The following is an 18093-nucleotide window of genomic DNA, read 5'->3' on the forward strand; positions in this document are numbered from 1 at the left end:
AGTATCTCCTTTCTTTTTTTAATTGATAAAATGTTAATTACACTCTATTATTTTTTCTCTTTAGGTTTTTTAGTTCCATATAATGAACGAGATTGCATTCTTCCATTAACTCCAGTTGTATCTAAAGTACCACGAATTATATGATAACGAACCCCAGGTAAGTCTTTTACCCTTCCTCCACGAATTAACACAACACTGTGTTCTTGTAAGTTGTGTCCTTCTCCTGGAATATAAGCTGTTACTTCCATACCATTAGTTAATCTAACCCTTGCATACTTACGTAAAGCTGAGTTAGGTTTTTTAGGAGTCATAGTTGCAACCCTTGTACAAACACCTCTTTTTTGTGGTGATGAAATTTTAGTTACTTTTTTTAATAAAGTGTTAACTCCTCTATTTAAAGCAGGAGCTTTAGTTTTTCAAGTTTTTGCTTTTCTTGGTTTTCTAACTAATTGATTAATTGTTGCCATTTAAGGTTCCTCCTTTCCACAATACCGAGTGTATTGTAATTACACAAAATATATTATATATGAAAAAAAAGCATAAATACAAGTATTAATTAAAAATACAAACCTTTATGAGTTTGTATTTTTAATTATATAAAGTAATATCTGGCATTATATTATCAAAAGCTTGTTGATTCAACATTTCCTCTTGTAAAGGATAAATTAATATTATTTCTAATAAATAAGTCATTAAATAATAAATATTCATATATTCCATAAACATTTCAATTCTTTGATTTGATAAATTATCTTCTTTTATATCAGCTAATCTAATATATGTATTTTTGTAATTTTGATTAAATTCCAAGATATTTTCCATTAATTTTGAAAATGCTGATTGTGCATCTTGTTTTGCTACTTCTTTAAAAAATTTATTTAAAGGTTTAAATACTTCATTTTTATCTTGATCTAATTTTAATTGTTCATATTTTTCAATCATTTCATTTGTTTTTATTCCAAATGCTTGTACAGCAGTTGCAACAATAACATCAATTCCTTTTGAATCATTTATTACTTCTTTTTCTAATTTTTCCTTTTCCAAATTTACGTCGATGGAAATAAGAATAATAATTGAATTTTGCAATATTGACATTAAATTATTTAAAATGATTAGCCTATTTGAATTTTTGTCTAAAACTTTTCAATCTCCAAAAGTTTTATCGAACTCTTTTCCTAAATTTTCAATATCTTCTCTAGTAGATAATTGAGTATTTTTATTAAAAAAACTCTCAATATTTAAGGGAACTTTAAATTCTTTTTTAATGTTTTGTTTTAAATTTTCATATACAGTATTTACTCTTTTAACTATAATTTTTTCATAATTAATTGGTTTAATTTTTTTCATAAAAATCTCTTTTCTATTTTTATATATAAAATAATCATACTACATTTGATATTATTTAAGTAATAAGGGAGATTTTAATATGGTATGAGGTGAATCAAATTCTAGAGATTTCTTAGATTGAGCAGATTTTTGTAGAAACAATACAATTAAAGAAAAATTAATAAATAGTTCAACAAATGGAGCAAATTTTGCAGTTGATAAAAGCTCACCACAATATAATTCTTTCAAAACAACTATTTTGAATACTATAGAAAATTATAGAAGTATTAGTGTTCAACAATTGTATAATGTTTTACCTGAAGTTATTGTTGCAAATCCTACTTCAAAACATATTATTTTACAATTGTATTTTGAAGATAACTTAAAAATACAAGGACAAGTAAAAAATAACAATGATCGTGAATCAAATTTTGTTTTAATTTTTGTTAAAAAAATTAAAACAAAACAACCAGCTCCATTAACTTCTAAACAAAAAGGTCAATCAAATATTGAAGATTTAATTGATAATAATTGACAAGCTACTGGTAGAAAACTTGAGTTTGAAAAAATAAAGCATGAAGATAAAAGTAACCTTAATATTAGCTTAAAACGAGTTAATCCAACTTTAACAAATAAAGTTGGAGAAAAACCAAATATAGATGTTAGAAAAACTATTAAAGAAAAGCCAGTTTATGCTTCAATATCAAAAACTGCAAAAAAAGAAGAAATACTTGTAAAAGTAAATTCAAACATAAATTATATTCAAATTCCTAAATCAGAAGCAAAAGAAATAAAAAAAGAAGAAATTAATCCAATCAAAATGAATCTTGAATATAGACCAACTTCAAAAATTAAAGAAATTGTAATTGAAGACAAAGTCTTTTATGGTCTAAGCACTTTTGAACTTTATTATATAGAAATTTTTTTAAATGATGCTGCAATTAAAGAAAAAACATATCAAAAAGAAATAAAAATTACTAGAGATATTGTAAAAATAAGAGCAGATATTAAATATACTGAAGAAAAGCAATACTCTAATTTAGGTAAAAATACTGCCAAATTTTTTGGTTGTTTAACCATAGTTGGTATTCCATTTGTAATTGCATACAGTGGAAATAAAATAAGAAAAAAAGCAAATAAAGCTTATAAAAAAGAATTAAAAAATAGAGGTTATAATTATATTAAACAAGATCTAAAATCTGCTAATCCTAAAATAATAGAGTTTTAAAAAAAGAACCTAATTTTGGTTCTTTTTTTACATTTCTTGTCTTCTAAAACTACTTTTTAAGATTTTCGCTTCACTTATAATATTTTTTAATTCATTTTTCTTAATCTTAATTTCCAATTTTGCTTGTTTAACTGTTTCTTTGCATTTTTCAATTTCAGTTTCTTTAGCTTCTTTTTTTATTTTAAAATCTGCTAACTTTTCTTTTAATGCTTCTTTTGTCATAATTGCTTCTCCTTATTGTATAAGAACACTTTGCTTATACAATAAGTTTAATTTAAAAGTAAATTATTGTCAAATATACTTATTCCCCTTGTTTTATTTACATTTTTTAAATTAAAAGCTAATTGAAAAGCTTTTTGTAAAAATTTAATTAAAAATGTTAACTCATAAAAATCAATAGGTACAAAAAATACAAAACTATTACAAGTCTAATTAACTTTAAATATTTTACAATTCTTATTTTTCAATAGAAATATTTATTAAAAATGTATATCATGTACTTAATTGCAAAAATTAGAACAACTACAAAATCACTAATAATATAAAATACTTTAAAACTTTATAATATATTTTTAATTTCAAAGTCTTTTTAATGATTAAAAAAACATCATAAACAGTTGAAGTTATTAAATATTCAAATACTACTTGAACTACAAAAATTAACTGTAAAGAACCTTGAATAAAAACAAATCAAATAACTTTAAAAATTACTTCTTAAATAGGCTCTCCTACAAATCATTTTTTTGACCTGTCTTTTAACTTTTTAAAAATATTACAAAAATACTGCTGCTGCAATAGTTGCAAAGAATGCAATAATGAAGCTCAAATTATATCTCTAATTGCAGTGATTCTTCCTTCTATATATCCATCACTTGATAATTTTGAAATTCTAAAATAAATTTTTATTAAAACAAATATTAAAAATAAACTGATTAAACTACAAATTACTGTAATTTCAGAAAGTCCATAACCTCAAATATAATTTGAAATAGATTTAAAATTTGGTACATCTGCCAATAACATAAAATTAAATTTTATTAATATAGTTTTCATAATTTCTACAATCTTTTTCATTGAAAATTACATTTCATATTTTATTGAATTCTAATAATAATTCTCTTTTAATTAGATCTTCAATTGCTAATTCTAAACTTGAATAATCTTTAAGTAAAGTTTTAGAATTATTTTTAGAGTTAAATACTTCTAAATCATTTATCTCTTTTTTATTTAGTTTTTGATTATTTATTAATTTTTCTCTTATAGTTTTAACTATTTTTTTCAATAACTTTATGATATGTTAAACTGTTTAAAATTAATTTTTTTAATTCCATAATTTTCTTTTCTATTTTCCCTAGGAAAAAAAATAATTTTGATAAATGAAAACTAGTAGTTGCTAGTTTTCAAAATATTAATTTAAACAAAAAAATAGAATCCTAGTCTTGCTAGTGCTCTATTTACCTTAAAAAATATAATAACATTATTTATCTCTATTAACTCAATTAAATATCTTTTTTATAGATTCTTTTCTGATATATTCTTTTGCAGCTCCTGATAAATTTAAAATTTTACCATTTTTTGAATATAATGATTTTACCTCTGTATTATTTATTTTTTGAACTGCATCTCACATAAGATATGATTTTTTACCTAATACATTAAATTCAGATCTAAATGGTTTTGAAATGACTTTACTTTCTGTTTTAGTTGTTAAAGGTACAACCAATAATATATAACCACCATTTTTATCTTCTATAAAATTAGAAAGAACTATTGCGGGTCTTGATTTTAAAAAACTACAATTAAAATTACCATTTTCATTTTTATTACTAGATATATTAACTTCTAAATTTTTCTCTAATTTTTTAAAAATTTTGTTTGAGTTAATTTTATGCATAATAATTACATCATATTTTTTTATTTTTATACTCATTTTTAAAAAAACCTCTATTAAATAAAATCTCCCTTTTTCAGGGAGGACTTGCCGCTACGGGCATAAAAAGGAGGTTATTATCACAAAGATAAATGCCTCTAAAAAAATAATAACATATATTTACTTTTAATAAAAAAATTTAGTTATTTAAATACCTATTTATAAAACTTTTTTCTAATTTATATAAAGTTTTATTTATATTGCACTTAAAATTATTGATTTCTTTATCTAATCAAATTACACTATTATTTTTAAATTATTTTTTTCTGCAAAATTTAATCTTATTTTTTCAGTTTATGCATAAATAAAAACTTTATATGTTTATTTTTTTATTTCTTTTTTTTAGAAATTAATCTTAAAATAAAAAAATAAAAAATATTTATAGATATAAATAAAATATGCATAAAAATAAAAAATATAAGAATTAAAAAAATAAATTTACCAATTTGTTCGAAATATTCTGAAATGCTATTTATAGAAGCTCACAAAGGTGGTGAATAAGGATAAATTATTTCTATTGGTAAATCTATAAAAATTGGATCTAAACTATACATAATTAATCTTACAACTAAAAATAAAGTATAACTTCAAGGATAAATTAAATATACTCATATATATTTTTTAAAATATGAACTTATTGTAATATTCAATAAGTTAACGTGTTTAACACAATAAAAAATCATTAAACCAGGAGAAATAATATGAAAAAATATTGCAAAAGTTAAATCTAATTTCAAAATAGATTTATTACTAATTATAATAGATGGCAATAAAATAAATGTATAAGTTATAGCAGTAACTGTTATATAGCTTGTAATTGATAATAAAATAATTTCACTTTTGCAAGTTTTTAAACTTTTCCTATAAAAAACAGATAATAAAAGAAAAATAGCTACAATAAAATTACTTTGATAAGTAAAAAAACTAAAAAATTGCCCTTGAAAGACGACTGGAGAAAATGGAAAATTAATATTTCCTAATCAATATTCATTTATCATATGATCAAAATAAACATAAACTAAACAAAGAAAAATTGAAAAACTTAATAATATTTCAAAATAAAACCATTTATCTTTTCATTTATTCATAAAAAATATCCCAACTTGCTTTTATATTTATAAATTTATTATACATATAAAAGCAAGGGAATTTAAATATTATTTGGGGTTTATATACTTTATAACATTAAAAAATATTATATAAAAACTCCTTATTTTTAAAAATTTAGAATTATTTTTTATTGATTTCTAATTTTTATATCTAATCCAGCTCTAAACTCAGTTTTTGAATAAAGCATATCATCTTGTTTTTAAAGTGTTTTTCTTTAGATTTTACATATTTATTTAAAACTTTTATTTTTATTACTATCTAAAGTATGTTAATAAATAGTAGGTTCTTTTTCAAGAAAACTCAAGGGAATATGATTATTTTTTCTATTTCTATGCATTAAAAAATCAATTTACTTTCATATAATCCATGTTATTATCACTAAAAATTTAATTCTACACTTAAGGCTTTTGAACTTTTTCAGGAATATAAAAATTATTTTTTTAAATAAAACCATCATAAAAATAGTAATATTTTAAAAAAATTGATTATTATCTAAATTTATCATATTTTCTCTAATTCTTTAACTTCTTCTATACTAATTAATTCCTTTTTTAAATAATTTCCAGTACTTTTAAAATTTTTATTTATTTTTTTCAAACATTTTATAGTATTTAATAGTTTTATTTGTTCATCATCTGTATCTAAATTAAAAACAGCTCGGTATAGAAATATAGTTTTAAATAATAACATGCTTATAATAATTATTTCTAGATTTTTTTACTATTATTTCTTACTTCTTTTGTTATTGAATCAATTAATTGATTAAGATTTAAAATTTTAAAAAAATTCTAAAGTTTTTTTATATTTTTTTCTTTCTATTTTTCCGAAAAAAATTAATAATAAATAAAAACTGTCTACTGTTAATAGATAAAATATTAATTTAAACAAAAAAAGAGCCCTAATGTTACTAGAACTCTATTCATTTAAAATAAATCATACTATAATTTTAATTACTACTAAATTCTATAATTGTTTGAATTAAATAATTTAATGCTTTATATCCATAAATTGAAACAAAATTTTTTTCCTTTGTTATTGTTGATTCCAAATGAATCAATATACCTAAACAATCAATCTTTGAAACTGACAGTTTATGATTTGTATCAATTTTTCAAATTTCATAAGATATTTTAACAAGATCTACACCTGCAATTAAAGAATCTCCTAATTTATTATTTTTTTGTGCTTCATTTGCTTTTTGATATGTTTCATTAAATTTAGCCACTAGTTCTTCAATATTTTTATATTCATATCTTTTTTCTACTTTTTTTGTAAATGCCATTGCTGAACTACTAGCAGAAACACTAATTGCCAAAATTGATAATGTAGATAATAATTTTTTCATAATTAATTCCTTTCTTTCTTTTTTCCCCCTCCATAGTTTAAATCCCTCCCTATAAATTAATTTTAGCTCAATTCTTCTAAATATAAATTTTTTTATTATGAATTGCTTTAATTTCTTTTAATTCAAATTTACATATCAATACAATTATTATGAACAATTTCATAGATAAAATTGCCAAATACATCAATAGTTCTATAAGAATTATATCCTTCTGATTCTTTAATTTTCTTTTTACATTTAAAACAATATTTTGTTATTCTTGACACAATTTTATTTCCTTTCTATAACTAACTTTTTTAAATTAAACTTTTTCATTTATTTATTAATTTAATTAAATTATAAAAGTATCTTTTTATTTGTTTTTTATTAGGTTCTTGATATTTTATATATTTGCATAAAATTTTGTTACAAAATAACAAGTATTACTTATACATTGAGCTTTTCAATTAAAATTATTTTCCTCCTCATTTAATCATTTTATTTTTTTCACTTATTTTTAAAATATTTAATTTAAAACAGCATTATAGTTATGCTTGTCCATTAATATAGAAAGTATTTAATTTCTGTTTTTACTTAAAGTAATTTGATTAACTCATTTTTCTTTGGCCTCAGCTACTTTCTTTTTCTCTAATTACTTTTAAAGACTGATGAATTTTATCATAATCATAATATTTTGAAATATCTAAAAGTAATAAGTAATGTTTTTTCTAATAATTTATAAGCTATTTTTTTCTTATTTTTTTAAAAATCAATATATTTAAAAATTCTATTTTTAATTTAATTAAAGTATTTTTTGTTAGTTTCTTTAAATTCTATATTTAAATTTATTAATTCCTTTAATTTAAAAATTATTCTTTAACAAATTATATTATTAGATTTAGTACTATAGTTTTTTTAAACTATTTAAATCATAATTTAAATAAACTATTATAATTAAAATATTATTTTGTTTGCTCTTTTCAAATTTTTTATTTAATAAATTAAAAATATAAGAAAGTGTAAATCTACAAATAAATTCACTTTCTAAATCATAAAGAATTAAAATTTGTTTCTAAACTAAATAAATAGAACTAAAAACATAAATTTCTTTATAGTTATTTTTTAAACTCTTATTTTTCTATTAATATAAATTCTATTATTTCTAAAATCTTTTTTTATTTAAAATTTAATTAACTTTGAATTTAGTTTTAATTATATTTTTTTTTCCTATAAATTTTGTTAAAAATTTTCTATACTCTTGAGAATTTTATTATTTAGATACTATAAAAAATAATTTTATATATTTTCTTAAACATTTAACAATTTTTTAAATTTTATATTTATAGTTATAATATTCTTTTATTTTATTTTTTAGCTATAAAGCATATATATTCAAAATGTTAAATTGTGAATTTGTAGATATTTTAGATCATGATGACTTTCTTAATCAAAATAAAAACTGCTTTTTATAGCAGTTTTTTAATATTTACTTAGAATATTTTTTACTTTTTAATCATCATTTTTCAAAAAAAAAAAAAAAACTTATTTTTTATCATTTGGGTTTTAGACTTAGTTGAAAAAAGTAGGCATTAAAATTTATGTAAAATATTTAAAAGGAAGAAAAAAATATGGCAAAACTTGGTCAAAAATTTAGTAAATATAGTGAAGAATTTAAAGTAAATGTAATACTTTATGCAAATGAAAACGGTGTAACAAAAGCTTATAAAAAATATAAAGTGCCAATGGGAACAATTGGAACCTGACAATCAATCTATAGAATAGATAATAATTTATGCATTAATACAAAATCTAAAGAAGATAAATCAGAATTAGAAAATTTGAAGGAGAAATATGAATCCTTAAAAAAGTCTTTAACCTCATGAGAAACTACATGTCTAAAGAGGAAAAAATAAATTTTATTAAATCAAGAGATTATAAAACAACAATTAAGGAACTACTCGAGTTACTAAATTTAAAAAAATCCTATTGAGATAAATATAAAAATCATTGTTTCATAGATAAAAAAAATAAATTTGATTATATAAAATACGATATTTTAAAAGTATTTAATGATAATAGAAAGAAGTTTGGATATAGGCAAGTTTCAAAAGAACTATCTCATAAATATTCAACATATATAATTCGAAAAGTAATGCGAGAAAATAAAATTATAGCTAGATTTGCTAAAAATCAATTAAAAAAAGCAAATAAAAGAAAACTACAAAATTCAAATGTAGAATATCCAGATCTTGTTCAAAGAAAATATAGTGCTGTCAAAGAAAAATACAAAATTTTATATACAGATATTACTTATTTAATTTGAAAAGGAAAGAAAGCTTATAAATCAACAATAATCGATGGATTCACAAAAGAAGTTATTTCATCATATATTTATTATAAAATGTCTGCAAAATTTGTAATTGCTACTTTAAAAAGAGCAATTAATGTTATTAAAAAAATAAAAGATCCGAGTGGAATAATTATTCACTCAGATCACGGAGTTCAATACACAAGCAAAACGTGAAAAAATGTTTGTGATTCGAACAATTTAATTATATCAATGGGAGCGAAAAAAACATGTGCAGATAACATTGTTATTGAAAGTTATCACTCTTTACTTAAAAAAGGAACAATTCATAATAACAAATATGAATCACTTGAACATTATATAACTGATGTTATTGAATGAGATAAATGATATAACTCAAAAAAATCTCAAAATAGTTTTTTAAATATAGAATGAAAAAATAAAGATGTCTTTTATGGCACAATAAATATATAAATAAAAAAAATAGGCATAAATATGCCTACTCACTTCATTTTCTATCAAAGCTCACTGTTCCATTTTTTTAAATGCTCTATAATTTTTTTAGGTGTTAATGAATTAATTAATTCATTTTTTGTTTTGTTAAAATATTCCATAGAACTTACATTTTTTGAAATGATCAAAGATACTTCATTTCCTTTAGGAGATTTTAAAGTTTTTCTATAATTTGTATTTGGAATAAACTGTTCTATCTTATACAGATATATATAATGTCAAGCCATATATATCATTTTTGATATTCTATACAAGTAGCATCAAATTTTTGATCTAATTCTTTTTTTTCGTCATCTGTTTTACTATTATAAATATTATCAATTTGTCATTTATAATATTTATCAAATCTTAATTTATTATATTCCTTTTCTATATCATATATATTTATTATTTTTTTTTCAATTTCTTCAATACTCTTTGGTTGTTCTGTTTCCATAAAAAAGTCTTTATCTGTTTCTTTTTCAACTCCAACTTGACATGAACTAAGGTTGTTGAACTCATTGCAGTCATTGAAAGAATTGTAAATATATTTAATAATTTTCTCATATTATCAGTTTCCTCTCTTATAATTATAATACATTTTTAAATGTTAAAAAAATATTATAAATTGATGAAAAAAATTTTTTTAAATTAAACTAATAATTAAAGGAAAAAGAAAGAAGTAATTTAGTAAAACTTGTTGATAAATTATTTAAAAATAAAGGCCAAAAAAGTATGAAAAAATGCTTAGTAATTAGCTCAATAGCTGGTCTTGCTTTATCAGTAACTTTACCTATAGTTTTAAAGAATAAAGACATTCAAAATGAGATTTATTATAAATTTGAAAATAAGTATTTTTCTTCTAAGGAATAAATATATAAGTATTCAAGCAATAAAACAAAAGAAAATAATTATTCATTTGAAACTAGTAAATTTATTTTAGATGATAATGTTTTTTCATCAAAAAATAAATTAAATGAATATATTAAAAACAAATTTAATATCAAAAATGATATTACAAAAAATAATCCTAATGATTACTTAATTAATGCATCAGGAGAACTTTCACCACTTGTAAAAACAAGTAACTATGAAAAAAATATTAAAGTATATAAAGGAGTAAACGGTGATTCTTATACTTCTGAAAATGATGCAAGAGAATCATTTATAAACAACTATAAAATAAATTATCAAGTAGATGGTAGTTTATTTGATAATATTTCTAGTGCAAAAGAGTACTATTTAAAGAAAAAATTATTTGATTTAGAAAAACAAATAAAAAAATAATTTTGTTATGAACAAGGAGGAATTTGTCAAAGAAAAGAAGAGATTAAATCTTGACTAAGAAATAATATCGAAAAAGGATTTCGATATAATGGAAAGGATTTTTCAAATTTAAATTATACAGAGTTTTTAAATGCTATGAGAGATTTAGATAATGACACCATTAATAATCATATTAAAGATGTTTTAAATGCAAATAAAAGCTCTTATTGAGTGACTCAAAACACATCAAATGGACTTGGATATTTTGTTGGACCTAAATATTTTGAAAGTAAAGAAAAAGTGTCTAGTCTTGCAAAATTTAAAGCCATAGAATCTTATGATGTTAATTTTCTTATAAGTTATTATATGGCACTTCCAGCTTTAGGACTACTTATAAACTCATTTTTAGAATTTAAAGCACCAATGCAAAAAAAATATAATATAAAAAACTATTTGGAAAATATATTAAGTGAAGATGAAGAAAAAGGAATAGATAATATTTTGAAGAAACTAAGTCCAAATCAATTAGAAAGTTTATCAGAAGGATTAAATAATATTTCTGATCCAGATTTTAGTAATTTTTATAAATTATTAGTTTCTTTTAAAAGATTAATCGAAATATCTAAAATTTTTGGTATTAAAAAAATAGAAACAAAAGATTTAGAATCTATTATTCAGCAAACTGTTATTAACATTTTAAATAAAAATAAAGATTTTATTAATGGAATTTTAAATACTAAAAATAATGAGGAAAGTTTAAATATTTTAAAAAGACTTACTTTTTAAGATATTTACTCAATATTTTTAAACACAAGTAATTTCTTTAATAAAGGAGGAGTTAATAAAGCAGTATGAGATCTTACTCAAGGTTTTTTAAATAAAGTAGATAAAATAATAGATACTTTTGCTGATGGACTTAATCTAGGAAGTGGATTAACAGATGTATTTACAAAAGATAAAAAAAAATCTAATAATAATGATAAAAAGCTTTCAAATTCTCTAAAGAAAAAAACAGCTGAAATTTGAAGCAAGTTACATAAAAATAATGGAGATGTTTTAAAAGCTCTTGGAATGGAAGATTATAGAACTAAAGAAAGAGCTGGTCCTATTGCAATAATGAAAGTTATTAGTGCAGCTTGAAGTATAGGAAAAATAATTAGTTTCATATCTTTAAAAACATATGAAGCAAAATTAGATAGTAACCAATCCTTATATTATTTTGAACCAACTATTAAAATACCTCTTACAAATATTACTTTTGGAGGATCTGTTCAAGATCAAGAAATTAAAACTTTAATAGACACTCCTTTAAAATATTTCAATCCTAAAAATAATGGAAAAGAAATAAATGAATTATATCAATTTAACGGTAAATATTATCGTGAAAAAAATAAAGCTATTCAAGATTTAAAATATGAGATATTTAAAAGACCAGAAAATTATTTAAAAACTAAGAAAATACTAACTTCAATTATTAGTAAAGACAATACTTATGATTTAAATCTACCACAAGTATGTAATGGAAAGGATAATAAAAAAAAACTGTATATCAAACTATGAATATAATATAAGATTTGCACAAGAAAAAGAAAAATTTATTGGAAATTTATTTAATAAATTTTATGAAAATAGCAAAAAATAATACTTCTTAGATGGTTTTGGAGGAGTACATACAAGCAAAGAAATGGCAATCAATGAATTAAAACGAAAAGCTAGTAAATCAGAAAATTATAAAAGAGTTTATATTTACATGCTAAACAATAATAGAATTATTAAAAATAGTTTTGAAGATATCAAAGATTTTATTAAAAAAAATCAACCATTAGAACATAAAAATATTATAAATACAGATTTAATTAAAACAAATCATTTTGATAGTTTGAAAGAAAATAATAATTATACTTTTGACATATGAAAAGTAAACTTCTATGGTCAAGAAAAATATTTTAGATCACAATTAGAACTTTGAAAATTTTTAGAAAATAAACTAAATTACAAAGTTATAAATTATACAAGAGAAGAAACAACACATGTTTATAACAATATAGAGTTTATAAACAAAGAAGAATTTATGAATTTAATTAATAATCAAATAGTAAAAGTTAGAAAAAAAATTAATTAGAAAATAGTTGAAAAAATGTTTAAAAATATATTATTAACTTTATCTCTTACAAGTTTTTCAACTACTACTGTAAGCAGTTTAATTAACAAAAACAATGTAAATGAAAAAGAAAATTTAATAAATTTTTTAAAAAATGATATTGAAAAGAAAAAAGTATTTTTAGGAAATGAAAATTACATAAAATTTAACAATAAAATTTTTACTAATAAAAATTTATTAAATTAATATTTACTTTCTAATTCATATGTTCAAAGTGAATTTACATCTTCCAATCCAAATAAGATAATAAAAGATTATGAAAACATGATTTTAGATAAAAACAAAATTTATAATTTGGATATGGACAATTATATAAAAATATATCGAGATGCCTTTGAAAATATTACAAAAACTAAAAAAAAGTGCTTTAGATACATATACTAATGCAGGACTTGTAAAACAAAAATACAGTTATGATGAAGTAGACTGATTTGATAAACCAGAAGAAGCTAAAATAAATCAAAAAGATAAAATGGAAATTAGAAGTTCGCTTTATTATATTCATAATAATAAATATTATAATGCTTTTAATATTAAAGATATAAATAATTTATTAAGTACTTTTAATGAAGGTTATTTTGTAAATAAAGAAAAAAATATTGAGGGAGAAAGATTATTAAAACCTATTAAAGAGTATGGAGATAAGGAAACTCTTTTTAAAAAACTACAAAGAGAACTACGAAATAACTTTTTAGATTCTTACTTTTATAAAAGTTCAAAAATACAATACATAAATAAACTTAAAATAACTCCAAAACAATATAACGAATTTAGAGTATCTTTTCCAGGACAACGAGAAGATATTAGTTTTGAATACAAGGAAGCAGAAATTATTTTGGATCAAAAATATAATAGTTATCAAGAAATGTTAAATGATTTTAGAAATATAAATAAATGAGACACTTCAAAATCAAATAAAGAACAAACATTATGATGAGGTAGATATTTTTGACAAATATGAGTAAATTTGATAAATCCTAAAACTGGAAAAGTTGAAAGAGCAAGAATTAGTCTTTACCCTTGACATGGAAAAGCTTCAGGAATGTGAGAACCTAGTTTTGATCTTTACACATATAAAGATGGAACTAAATCAACTTTAAAAAATTACTATAATGAGAAAAAGAAAAATCATATAAATTCAATTAATCTTAGTGGGCCAAGATATTCTTTAAATGAAGTAACAAAAGAAGAAAAAAATCAAGTTTATAACTCATGATTTGAAGAATACTTTGAAAAAAATATTATAAATTTTGGAACTAATGAAAATATAAAATTTAACTACAAAGATCTACTAAAAGAAAAATTTACTAAAAATATTGATGGATCAGTATATAAAGATTTAATATATGATATTAATTATTCTAAAGGACATAGTTATTCATTAATTAAAAGTTACTATGATTGACTTTTAGTAAAACAAAGAATTTTACAAAGTCCAAAAATAATTGAAGGTAAAACTATGTATCAATTAATACCAGATTTTTATGTAGAAAAAAATCAACTTAATACATATTTACCATTACAAGGAAAATTTAGTACAGTTTTAAAATTCTTTTATGGATCAAGTCCAGATGGGAAACTTTTATCAGATACATATGAAGAAGCAATGGAAAGAACTTTTATAAACAGTAGACAAACTTTAAAGAAAAAATATATTGCTTTTAACGTATTTGGTGAATCTGTTGAAAGTGGAGAATCTCAAGAAGAAGCCATTAGGAAATTGCAAAATTCTATTTTATTAAATTCAAAAATGGTACATAAAAATGAATATAATACTTGAAACTAAAATCTTAAAAAGTCTTATGACTCTATAATTTCAGATGGTCGATATATTGTTTATAAAGTATTTGTACAAGAATCTAATGATTATATTTATTTCCCTTCTCAAGAAAAAGCTTTAAAAGCAGTGTTATCAAATTCAATAAAAAGTGAAAACCTTAATGAATTTATGACTAAAAAGTATATGTATACATATACTGACTCTATAAATAAATTTGAATATAGTGTAATATTTTATAACGATGATATTCAATCAGCTATTAATAAAATTTTAGACAAAAGAAATTTAAATTAGATTTTATGAAAATAATCAATAAAAAAATATGATATTAACATTATAGTTTTTTATTTTAATATTTCTCCATTTCCTTTATTTTTGAAATAACTCTTGTTTGTTCATTTTTGGATAATTTCTCATACTCCATTAAAACCCTATTCTCTCTAGGATTTAAAATAAAGCAATTTTTAACAGTTTTATTTGAAATATTTTCAAACATTTTTTTATATAAAAATAATTGCGCATTGTATTTCTCTACATAATTTACTTTACTTGTTTTAATATCCATTATATAAAAAATATCTTTTGATTTTAAAATTATATCTATTGTTCCTAAGAAGTTACAATCATAGCCTGTGTAAAAAAATGTCTTTTCTGAAAATATTTGATCAATATCATATTTATAAATAAAAGAATTTAATTCTGTAATTATTCTTTTAGCAATATTTATATGATTAGAATTTTTACAATCTCTTATAATTAAATTTAATTTAAAATCTCTTCTCTCATTTATTGATTCAGAAATAATTTTATGTACACATTCACCTTGTTTTATATAATTTTCAATTATTTCCTTTTTGATAAATTTGTTTTGCAAAAAGGGGAAACACTCTTCAAGTATCTTACTTACAAAAGGTAGTTTTATCTTTCTTTTATCTATAAATTGTTTTAAATTTTCTGGAAATATTTTTACTTGTTCTTTAATAAAATAATTAAACTCTTCATCTCTTTCAACTAAATTTGTTATACAATTAATCATACTTTTTCTCCTATATATAAGATTAACAAAAAAAATAATGGTTATCCATTATTTTTATTGTAGTTATATTTAGCTGTTAAATTATTTATAACTGCTTTTGGTGTATTATTTTCAAGTTCATTTACAACTTTAGAAATTGATTCAAGTTGTTTATTAATTCTTGTAAAATCTTGTATTACTTGATTATTAAATACTTTATTTCCTAAACTTTCAATTAAACTTTCTAAATTAAATATTCTCTCTTCAATAGTATTTAATTTATTTAAATCAAACGAATTAATATCAGTTTCAAGTCTATTTAATAATTCTTCTTCTTTTTTAAAAATATATTTTTTTAACTCTTCAGTTTGAAAATCATTATTACAATTATGCACTAAATTAATTTTTTTGTTTTCTTCATCTAAACTACTTGATTCAAGAACTGGTTTTGAATTTTCTTTTACTATAACATTGTGTTCAACTAAATTTTGTGAAGATCTATTTTGATTAATTGTTTCTTTAATTGTTGACTCCATATTTTCTTTAACTAATCATGTTGGTTTGGCAACAAAACTTGGAGTTTCTATTATAAGATTTAATTTTTCACTAACAACTTCAGAATCTTCAACTATAGGTTTAATAGTTTCATGCTCTTCTATTCTTCCAAAAACAGGTTCATTATTTTTTAATACTTTTTTTTGTTCATCAATATTATTTTTATTATTTATTGAACTATGCACTGAAGAAAATATTTGAGAAATTGGATTTTCAAGTTCTTTATTATTTTCTTTTACTTCTTTAAATAAAACTTGATTAACTAAATCTGGTTGATCAAAATTAAAATCTGAATAAATTAAATTTTTATCTGCATCTGGTTCTTTAGATTCTGTTAATTGATTTAAATCCATATTAACAGCTCTTGCAAGTTTTTGTATTAATAAATTCTCATCAAGAACAATATTTTCAGATTTAGAAATGTTTGAAACTAATTCTTGAGAAGAAAGTAACTTATTATTTTCTTTATCTCTTACTTCACTTGATTGTGATAATTCAGTTAAAGTATTTTCATTAATTTTTAAAGACAATTCTTCTTTAGCTTGATTTTTAATTTCAATAACATTTTTTTCAAAAGAAACTACTTGATTAGAATTTACATCACTTTTTTCTAAATTTTCTTCTGCGTTTGTTCCCAGAATTATTATTTCTGAAGATAGATTTGATCTTTGAGAAATGTTGTCCTTTAATTTATTAGATTCATTACTAATATCTATTGATTCTTGTAAATCAACTACATTATTATCATCAGTTTCTGTAATTACACTCAAGCTATTATTTTTATTATTTTTATTTTTCTCATTAATATATGAAATATAATAACTTTTTGGCATTCTTAACTTTTTAGCAATAGAGTTTACCTTAGTAACATTAGAATTAAATTTATCAACAATATTTAATTTTTCTTGTTCTGAAAATGAATTCTCTTTTAATTGATTTTTAATTAAATTTGGCAACGCAGAATTATCTTCTGTTTTTACTTTTTCATTCTCCTTTTGAAAATCCTTTTGAAGGTTTTTCAGTTCTACGCTGCCAACTAACTTTCCCTGCTTAGATACCTCTTTTTCAAATTTTTTCTCTTCTTTATAAATTAAAATTAAATTTCTTTCTTCAGCATAATTATTTAAAGCTTCTGAATCAAATAATATTGCTTCTAGTAAAATAAATGCTAATAATATTAAAATTGAAGCTAAAACTAATAATAATTGTCCTGTTAATAATAATACAATTGATAAAATTACCATTGTAACTTTAATATATGGTTTTGAAATTTTTTGGTGTTTTTTTAATCTTAATAATTCAATAATTGAAATAGTAATTAATAATATTGCTACTGAAAATGAAATAGCAATTCATATAATTAAAGCTATTTGATTACTTGAACTTGCTCCTTTAGTTGAAGAATTAATAACTAAATTTGGACCATAAACTGGTGTAAATAGTGATTTTGTTAATATTTCTAAAATTTTTGAAATGAATGCTATTGGGTTTGTTGCAGTTAACATTGATATTAAAGACATAGAACCAAATAATAATAATCCAGTTGCTGAAACTAATGTTAATGATCATGCACAGATAATAAATATTGCAAACATAAT

General features: G+C 20.5%; 24 protein-coding genes. 10 read left to right on the forward strand and 14 right to left on the reverse strand.

The window, feature by feature from the left end:
• Positions 1 to 47 precede the first annotated feature (47 nt).
• Both rpsL and AACK92_RS05445 read right to left on the reverse strand, forming a co-directional pair.
• Entirely contained in the window at positions 48 to 467 is a 420-nt protein-coding gene (rpsL, locus tag AACK92_RS05440; RefSeq protein ID WP_339020788.1) for a 30S ribosomal protein S12, read from the reverse strand.
• Between the two features lie 121 nt (positions 468 to 588).
• Positions 589 to 1347 (reverse strand): hypothetical protein, encoded by a 759-nt coding sequence (locus AACK92_RS05445; RefSeq protein WP_339020790.1) that lies wholly within the window; start codon positions 1345 to 1347, stop codon positions 589 to 591.
• A gap of 79 nt (positions 1348 to 1426) precedes the next feature.
• Here AACK92_RS05445 and AACK92_RS05450 point away from each other — a divergent pair, with 79 nt between their 5' ends.
• Positions 1427 to 2554, forward strand: coding sequence for a hypothetical protein (locus AACK92_RS05450; protein ID WP_339020792.1), 1128 nt, complete (start codon positions 1427 to 1429; stop codon positions 2552 to 2554).
• A gap of 27 nt (positions 2555 to 2581) precedes the next feature.
• On the opposite strand, the gene AACK92_RS05455 is transcribed toward AACK92_RS05450, so the two are convergent.
• The 8 genes from AACK92_RS05455 to AACK92_RS05490 form a co-directional block, all read right to left on the reverse strand.
• A complete protein-coding gene (locus AACK92_RS05455) occupies positions 2582 to 2776 on the reverse strand; it encodes a hypothetical protein (protein ID WP_339020794.1) in 195 nt (64 codons plus the stop codon).
• A 492-nt stretch (positions 2777 to 3268) separates the two neighbouring features.
• Entirely contained in the window at positions 3269 to 3628 is a 360-nt protein-coding gene (locus tag AACK92_RS05460) for a hypothetical protein (protein WP_339020795.1), read from the reverse strand.
• Entirely contained in the window at positions 3582 to 3836 is a 255-nt protein-coding gene (locus tag AACK92_RS05465; protein WP_339020797.1) for a hypothetical protein, read from the reverse strand. Before AACK92_RS05465 ends, AACK92_RS05460 begins: the two co-directional genes overlap by 47 nt.
• 195 nt (positions 3837 to 4031) lie before the next feature.
• Positions 4032 to 4484 (reverse strand): hypothetical protein, encoded by a 453-nt coding sequence (locus tag AACK92_RS05470; RefSeq protein ID WP_339020799.1) that lies wholly within the window; start codon positions 4482 to 4484, stop codon positions 4032 to 4034.
• Positions 4485 to 4813: 329 nt separating this feature from the next.
• Positions 4814 to 5572: a hypothetical protein gene (locus tag AACK92_RS05475; protein ID WP_339020801.1), complete on the reverse strand. Its 759-nt coding sequence runs from the start codon at positions 5570 to 5572 to the stop codon at positions 4814 to 4816.
• Positions 5573 to 6092: 520 nt separating this feature from the next.
• A complete protein-coding gene (locus tag AACK92_RS05480; RefSeq protein ID WP_339020803.1) occupies positions 6093 to 6284 on the reverse strand; it encodes a hypothetical protein in 192 nt (63 codons plus the stop codon).
• A 256-nt stretch (positions 6285 to 6540) separates the two neighbouring features.
• Positions 6541 to 6939: a hypothetical protein gene (locus tag AACK92_RS05485; RefSeq protein ID WP_339020805.1), complete on the reverse strand. Its 399-nt coding sequence runs from the start codon at positions 6937 to 6939 to the stop codon at positions 6541 to 6543.
• Positions 6940 to 7067: 128 nt separating this feature from the next.
• On the reverse strand, positions 7068 to 7205 hold the full coding sequence (locus AACK92_RS05490; protein WP_339020807.1) for a hypothetical protein: 138 nt from the start codon (positions 7203 to 7205) through the stop codon (positions 7068 to 7070).
• A 1341-nt stretch (positions 7206 to 8546) separates the two neighbouring features.
• Between AACK92_RS05490 and AACK92_RS05495 the strand changes: the two genes are divergently transcribed.
• Positions 8547 to 8831 carry a hypothetical protein gene (locus AACK92_RS05495; RefSeq protein WP_339020809.1) on the forward strand — a complete coding sequence of 95 codons (285 nt, stop codon included), beginning with the start codon at positions 8547 to 8549 and terminating at the stop codon, positions 8829 to 8831.
• Positions 8810 to 9700 (forward strand): IS3 family transposase, encoded by an 891-nt coding sequence (locus AACK92_RS05500; RefSeq protein ID WP_339020811.1) that lies wholly within the window; start codon positions 8810 to 8812, stop codon positions 9698 to 9700. The genes AACK92_RS05495 and AACK92_RS05500 overlap by 22 nt, the downstream gene beginning before the upstream one ends.
• A gap of 232 nt (positions 9701 to 9932) precedes the next feature.
• On the opposite strand, the gene AACK92_RS05505 is transcribed toward AACK92_RS05500, so the two are convergent.
• A complete protein-coding gene (locus tag AACK92_RS05505; RefSeq protein ID WP_339020812.1) occupies positions 9933 to 10175 on the reverse strand; it encodes a hypothetical protein in 243 nt (80 codons plus the stop codon).
• 278 nt (positions 10176 to 10453) lie between these two features.
• Between AACK92_RS05505 and AACK92_RS05510 the strand changes: the two genes are divergently transcribed.
• Positions 10454 to 10591: a hypothetical protein gene (locus AACK92_RS05510; RefSeq protein WP_339020814.1), complete on the forward strand. Its 138-nt coding sequence runs from the start codon at positions 10454 to 10456 to the stop codon at positions 10589 to 10591.
• A 549-nt stretch (positions 10592 to 11140) separates the two neighbouring features.
• Positions 11141 to 11770 carry a hypothetical protein gene (locus AACK92_RS05515; RefSeq protein WP_339020816.1) on the forward strand — a complete coding sequence of 210 codons (630 nt, stop codon included), beginning with the start codon at positions 11141 to 11143 and terminating at the stop codon, positions 11768 to 11770.
• Positions 11771 to 11775: 5 nt separating this feature from the next.
• On the opposite strand, the gene AACK92_RS05520 is transcribed toward AACK92_RS05515, so the two are convergent.
• Positions 11776 to 12015 carry a hypothetical protein gene (locus AACK92_RS05520; protein ID WP_339020818.1) on the reverse strand — a complete coding sequence of 80 codons (240 nt, stop codon included), beginning with the start codon at positions 12013 to 12015 and terminating at the stop codon, positions 11776 to 11778.
• Positions 12016 to 12055: 40 nt separating this feature from the next.
• Between AACK92_RS05520 and AACK92_RS05525 the strand changes: the two genes are divergently transcribed.
• The 5 genes from AACK92_RS05525 to AACK92_RS05545 all read left to right on the forward strand — a co-directional run bounded on the left by AACK92_RS05525 (position 12056) and on the right by AACK92_RS05545 (position 15219).
• Positions 12056 to 12550 (forward strand): hypothetical protein, encoded by a 495-nt coding sequence (locus tag AACK92_RS05525; protein ID WP_339020819.1) that lies wholly within the window; start codon positions 12056 to 12058, stop codon positions 12548 to 12550.
• A 118-nt stretch (positions 12551 to 12668) separates the two neighbouring features.
• Entirely contained in the window at positions 12669 to 13106 is a 438-nt protein-coding gene (locus tag AACK92_RS05530) for a hypothetical protein (RefSeq protein WP_339020821.1), read from the forward strand.
• Positions 13107 to 13121: 15 nt separating this feature from the next.
• The gene (locus AACK92_RS05535) at positions 13122 to 13331 is read left to right on the forward strand and encodes a hypothetical protein (RefSeq protein ID WP_339020822.1); all 210 of its coding nucleotides are present in this window, start codon (positions 13122 to 13124) and stop codon (positions 13329 to 13331) included.
• A gap of 148 nt (positions 13332 to 13479) precedes the next feature.
• Positions 13480 to 14931 carry a hypothetical protein gene (locus AACK92_RS05540; protein ID WP_339020823.1) on the forward strand — a complete coding sequence of 484 codons (1452 nt, stop codon included), beginning with the start codon at positions 13480 to 13482 and terminating at the stop codon, positions 14929 to 14931.
• Between the two features lie 120 nt (positions 14932 to 15051).
• The gene (locus AACK92_RS05545; protein WP_339020824.1) at positions 15052 to 15219 is read left to right on the forward strand and encodes a hypothetical protein; all 168 of its coding nucleotides are present in this window, start codon (positions 15052 to 15054) and stop codon (positions 15217 to 15219) included.
• A 55-nt stretch (positions 15220 to 15274) separates the two neighbouring features.
• On the opposite strand, the gene AACK92_RS05550 is transcribed toward AACK92_RS05545, so the two are convergent.
• Both AACK92_RS05550 and AACK92_RS05555 read right to left on the reverse strand, forming a co-directional pair.
• Positions 15275 to 15961 carry a hypothetical protein gene (locus tag AACK92_RS05550; protein WP_339020825.1) on the reverse strand — a complete coding sequence of 229 codons (687 nt, stop codon included), beginning with the start codon at positions 15959 to 15961 and terminating at the stop codon, positions 15275 to 15277.
• A 41-nt stretch (positions 15962 to 16002) separates the two neighbouring features.
• Positions 16003 to 18090, reverse strand: coding sequence for a hypothetical protein (locus tag AACK92_RS05555; RefSeq protein ID WP_339020826.1), 2088 nt, complete (start codon positions 18088 to 18090; stop codon positions 16003 to 16005).
• Positions 18091 to 18093 lie beyond the last annotated feature (3 nt).

This window comes from Spiroplasma endosymbiont of Atherix ibis (assembly GCF_964020005.1).
Lineage (GTDB): Bacteria > Bacillota_I > Bacilli_A > Mycoplasmatales > Mycoplasmataceae > Spiroplasma_A.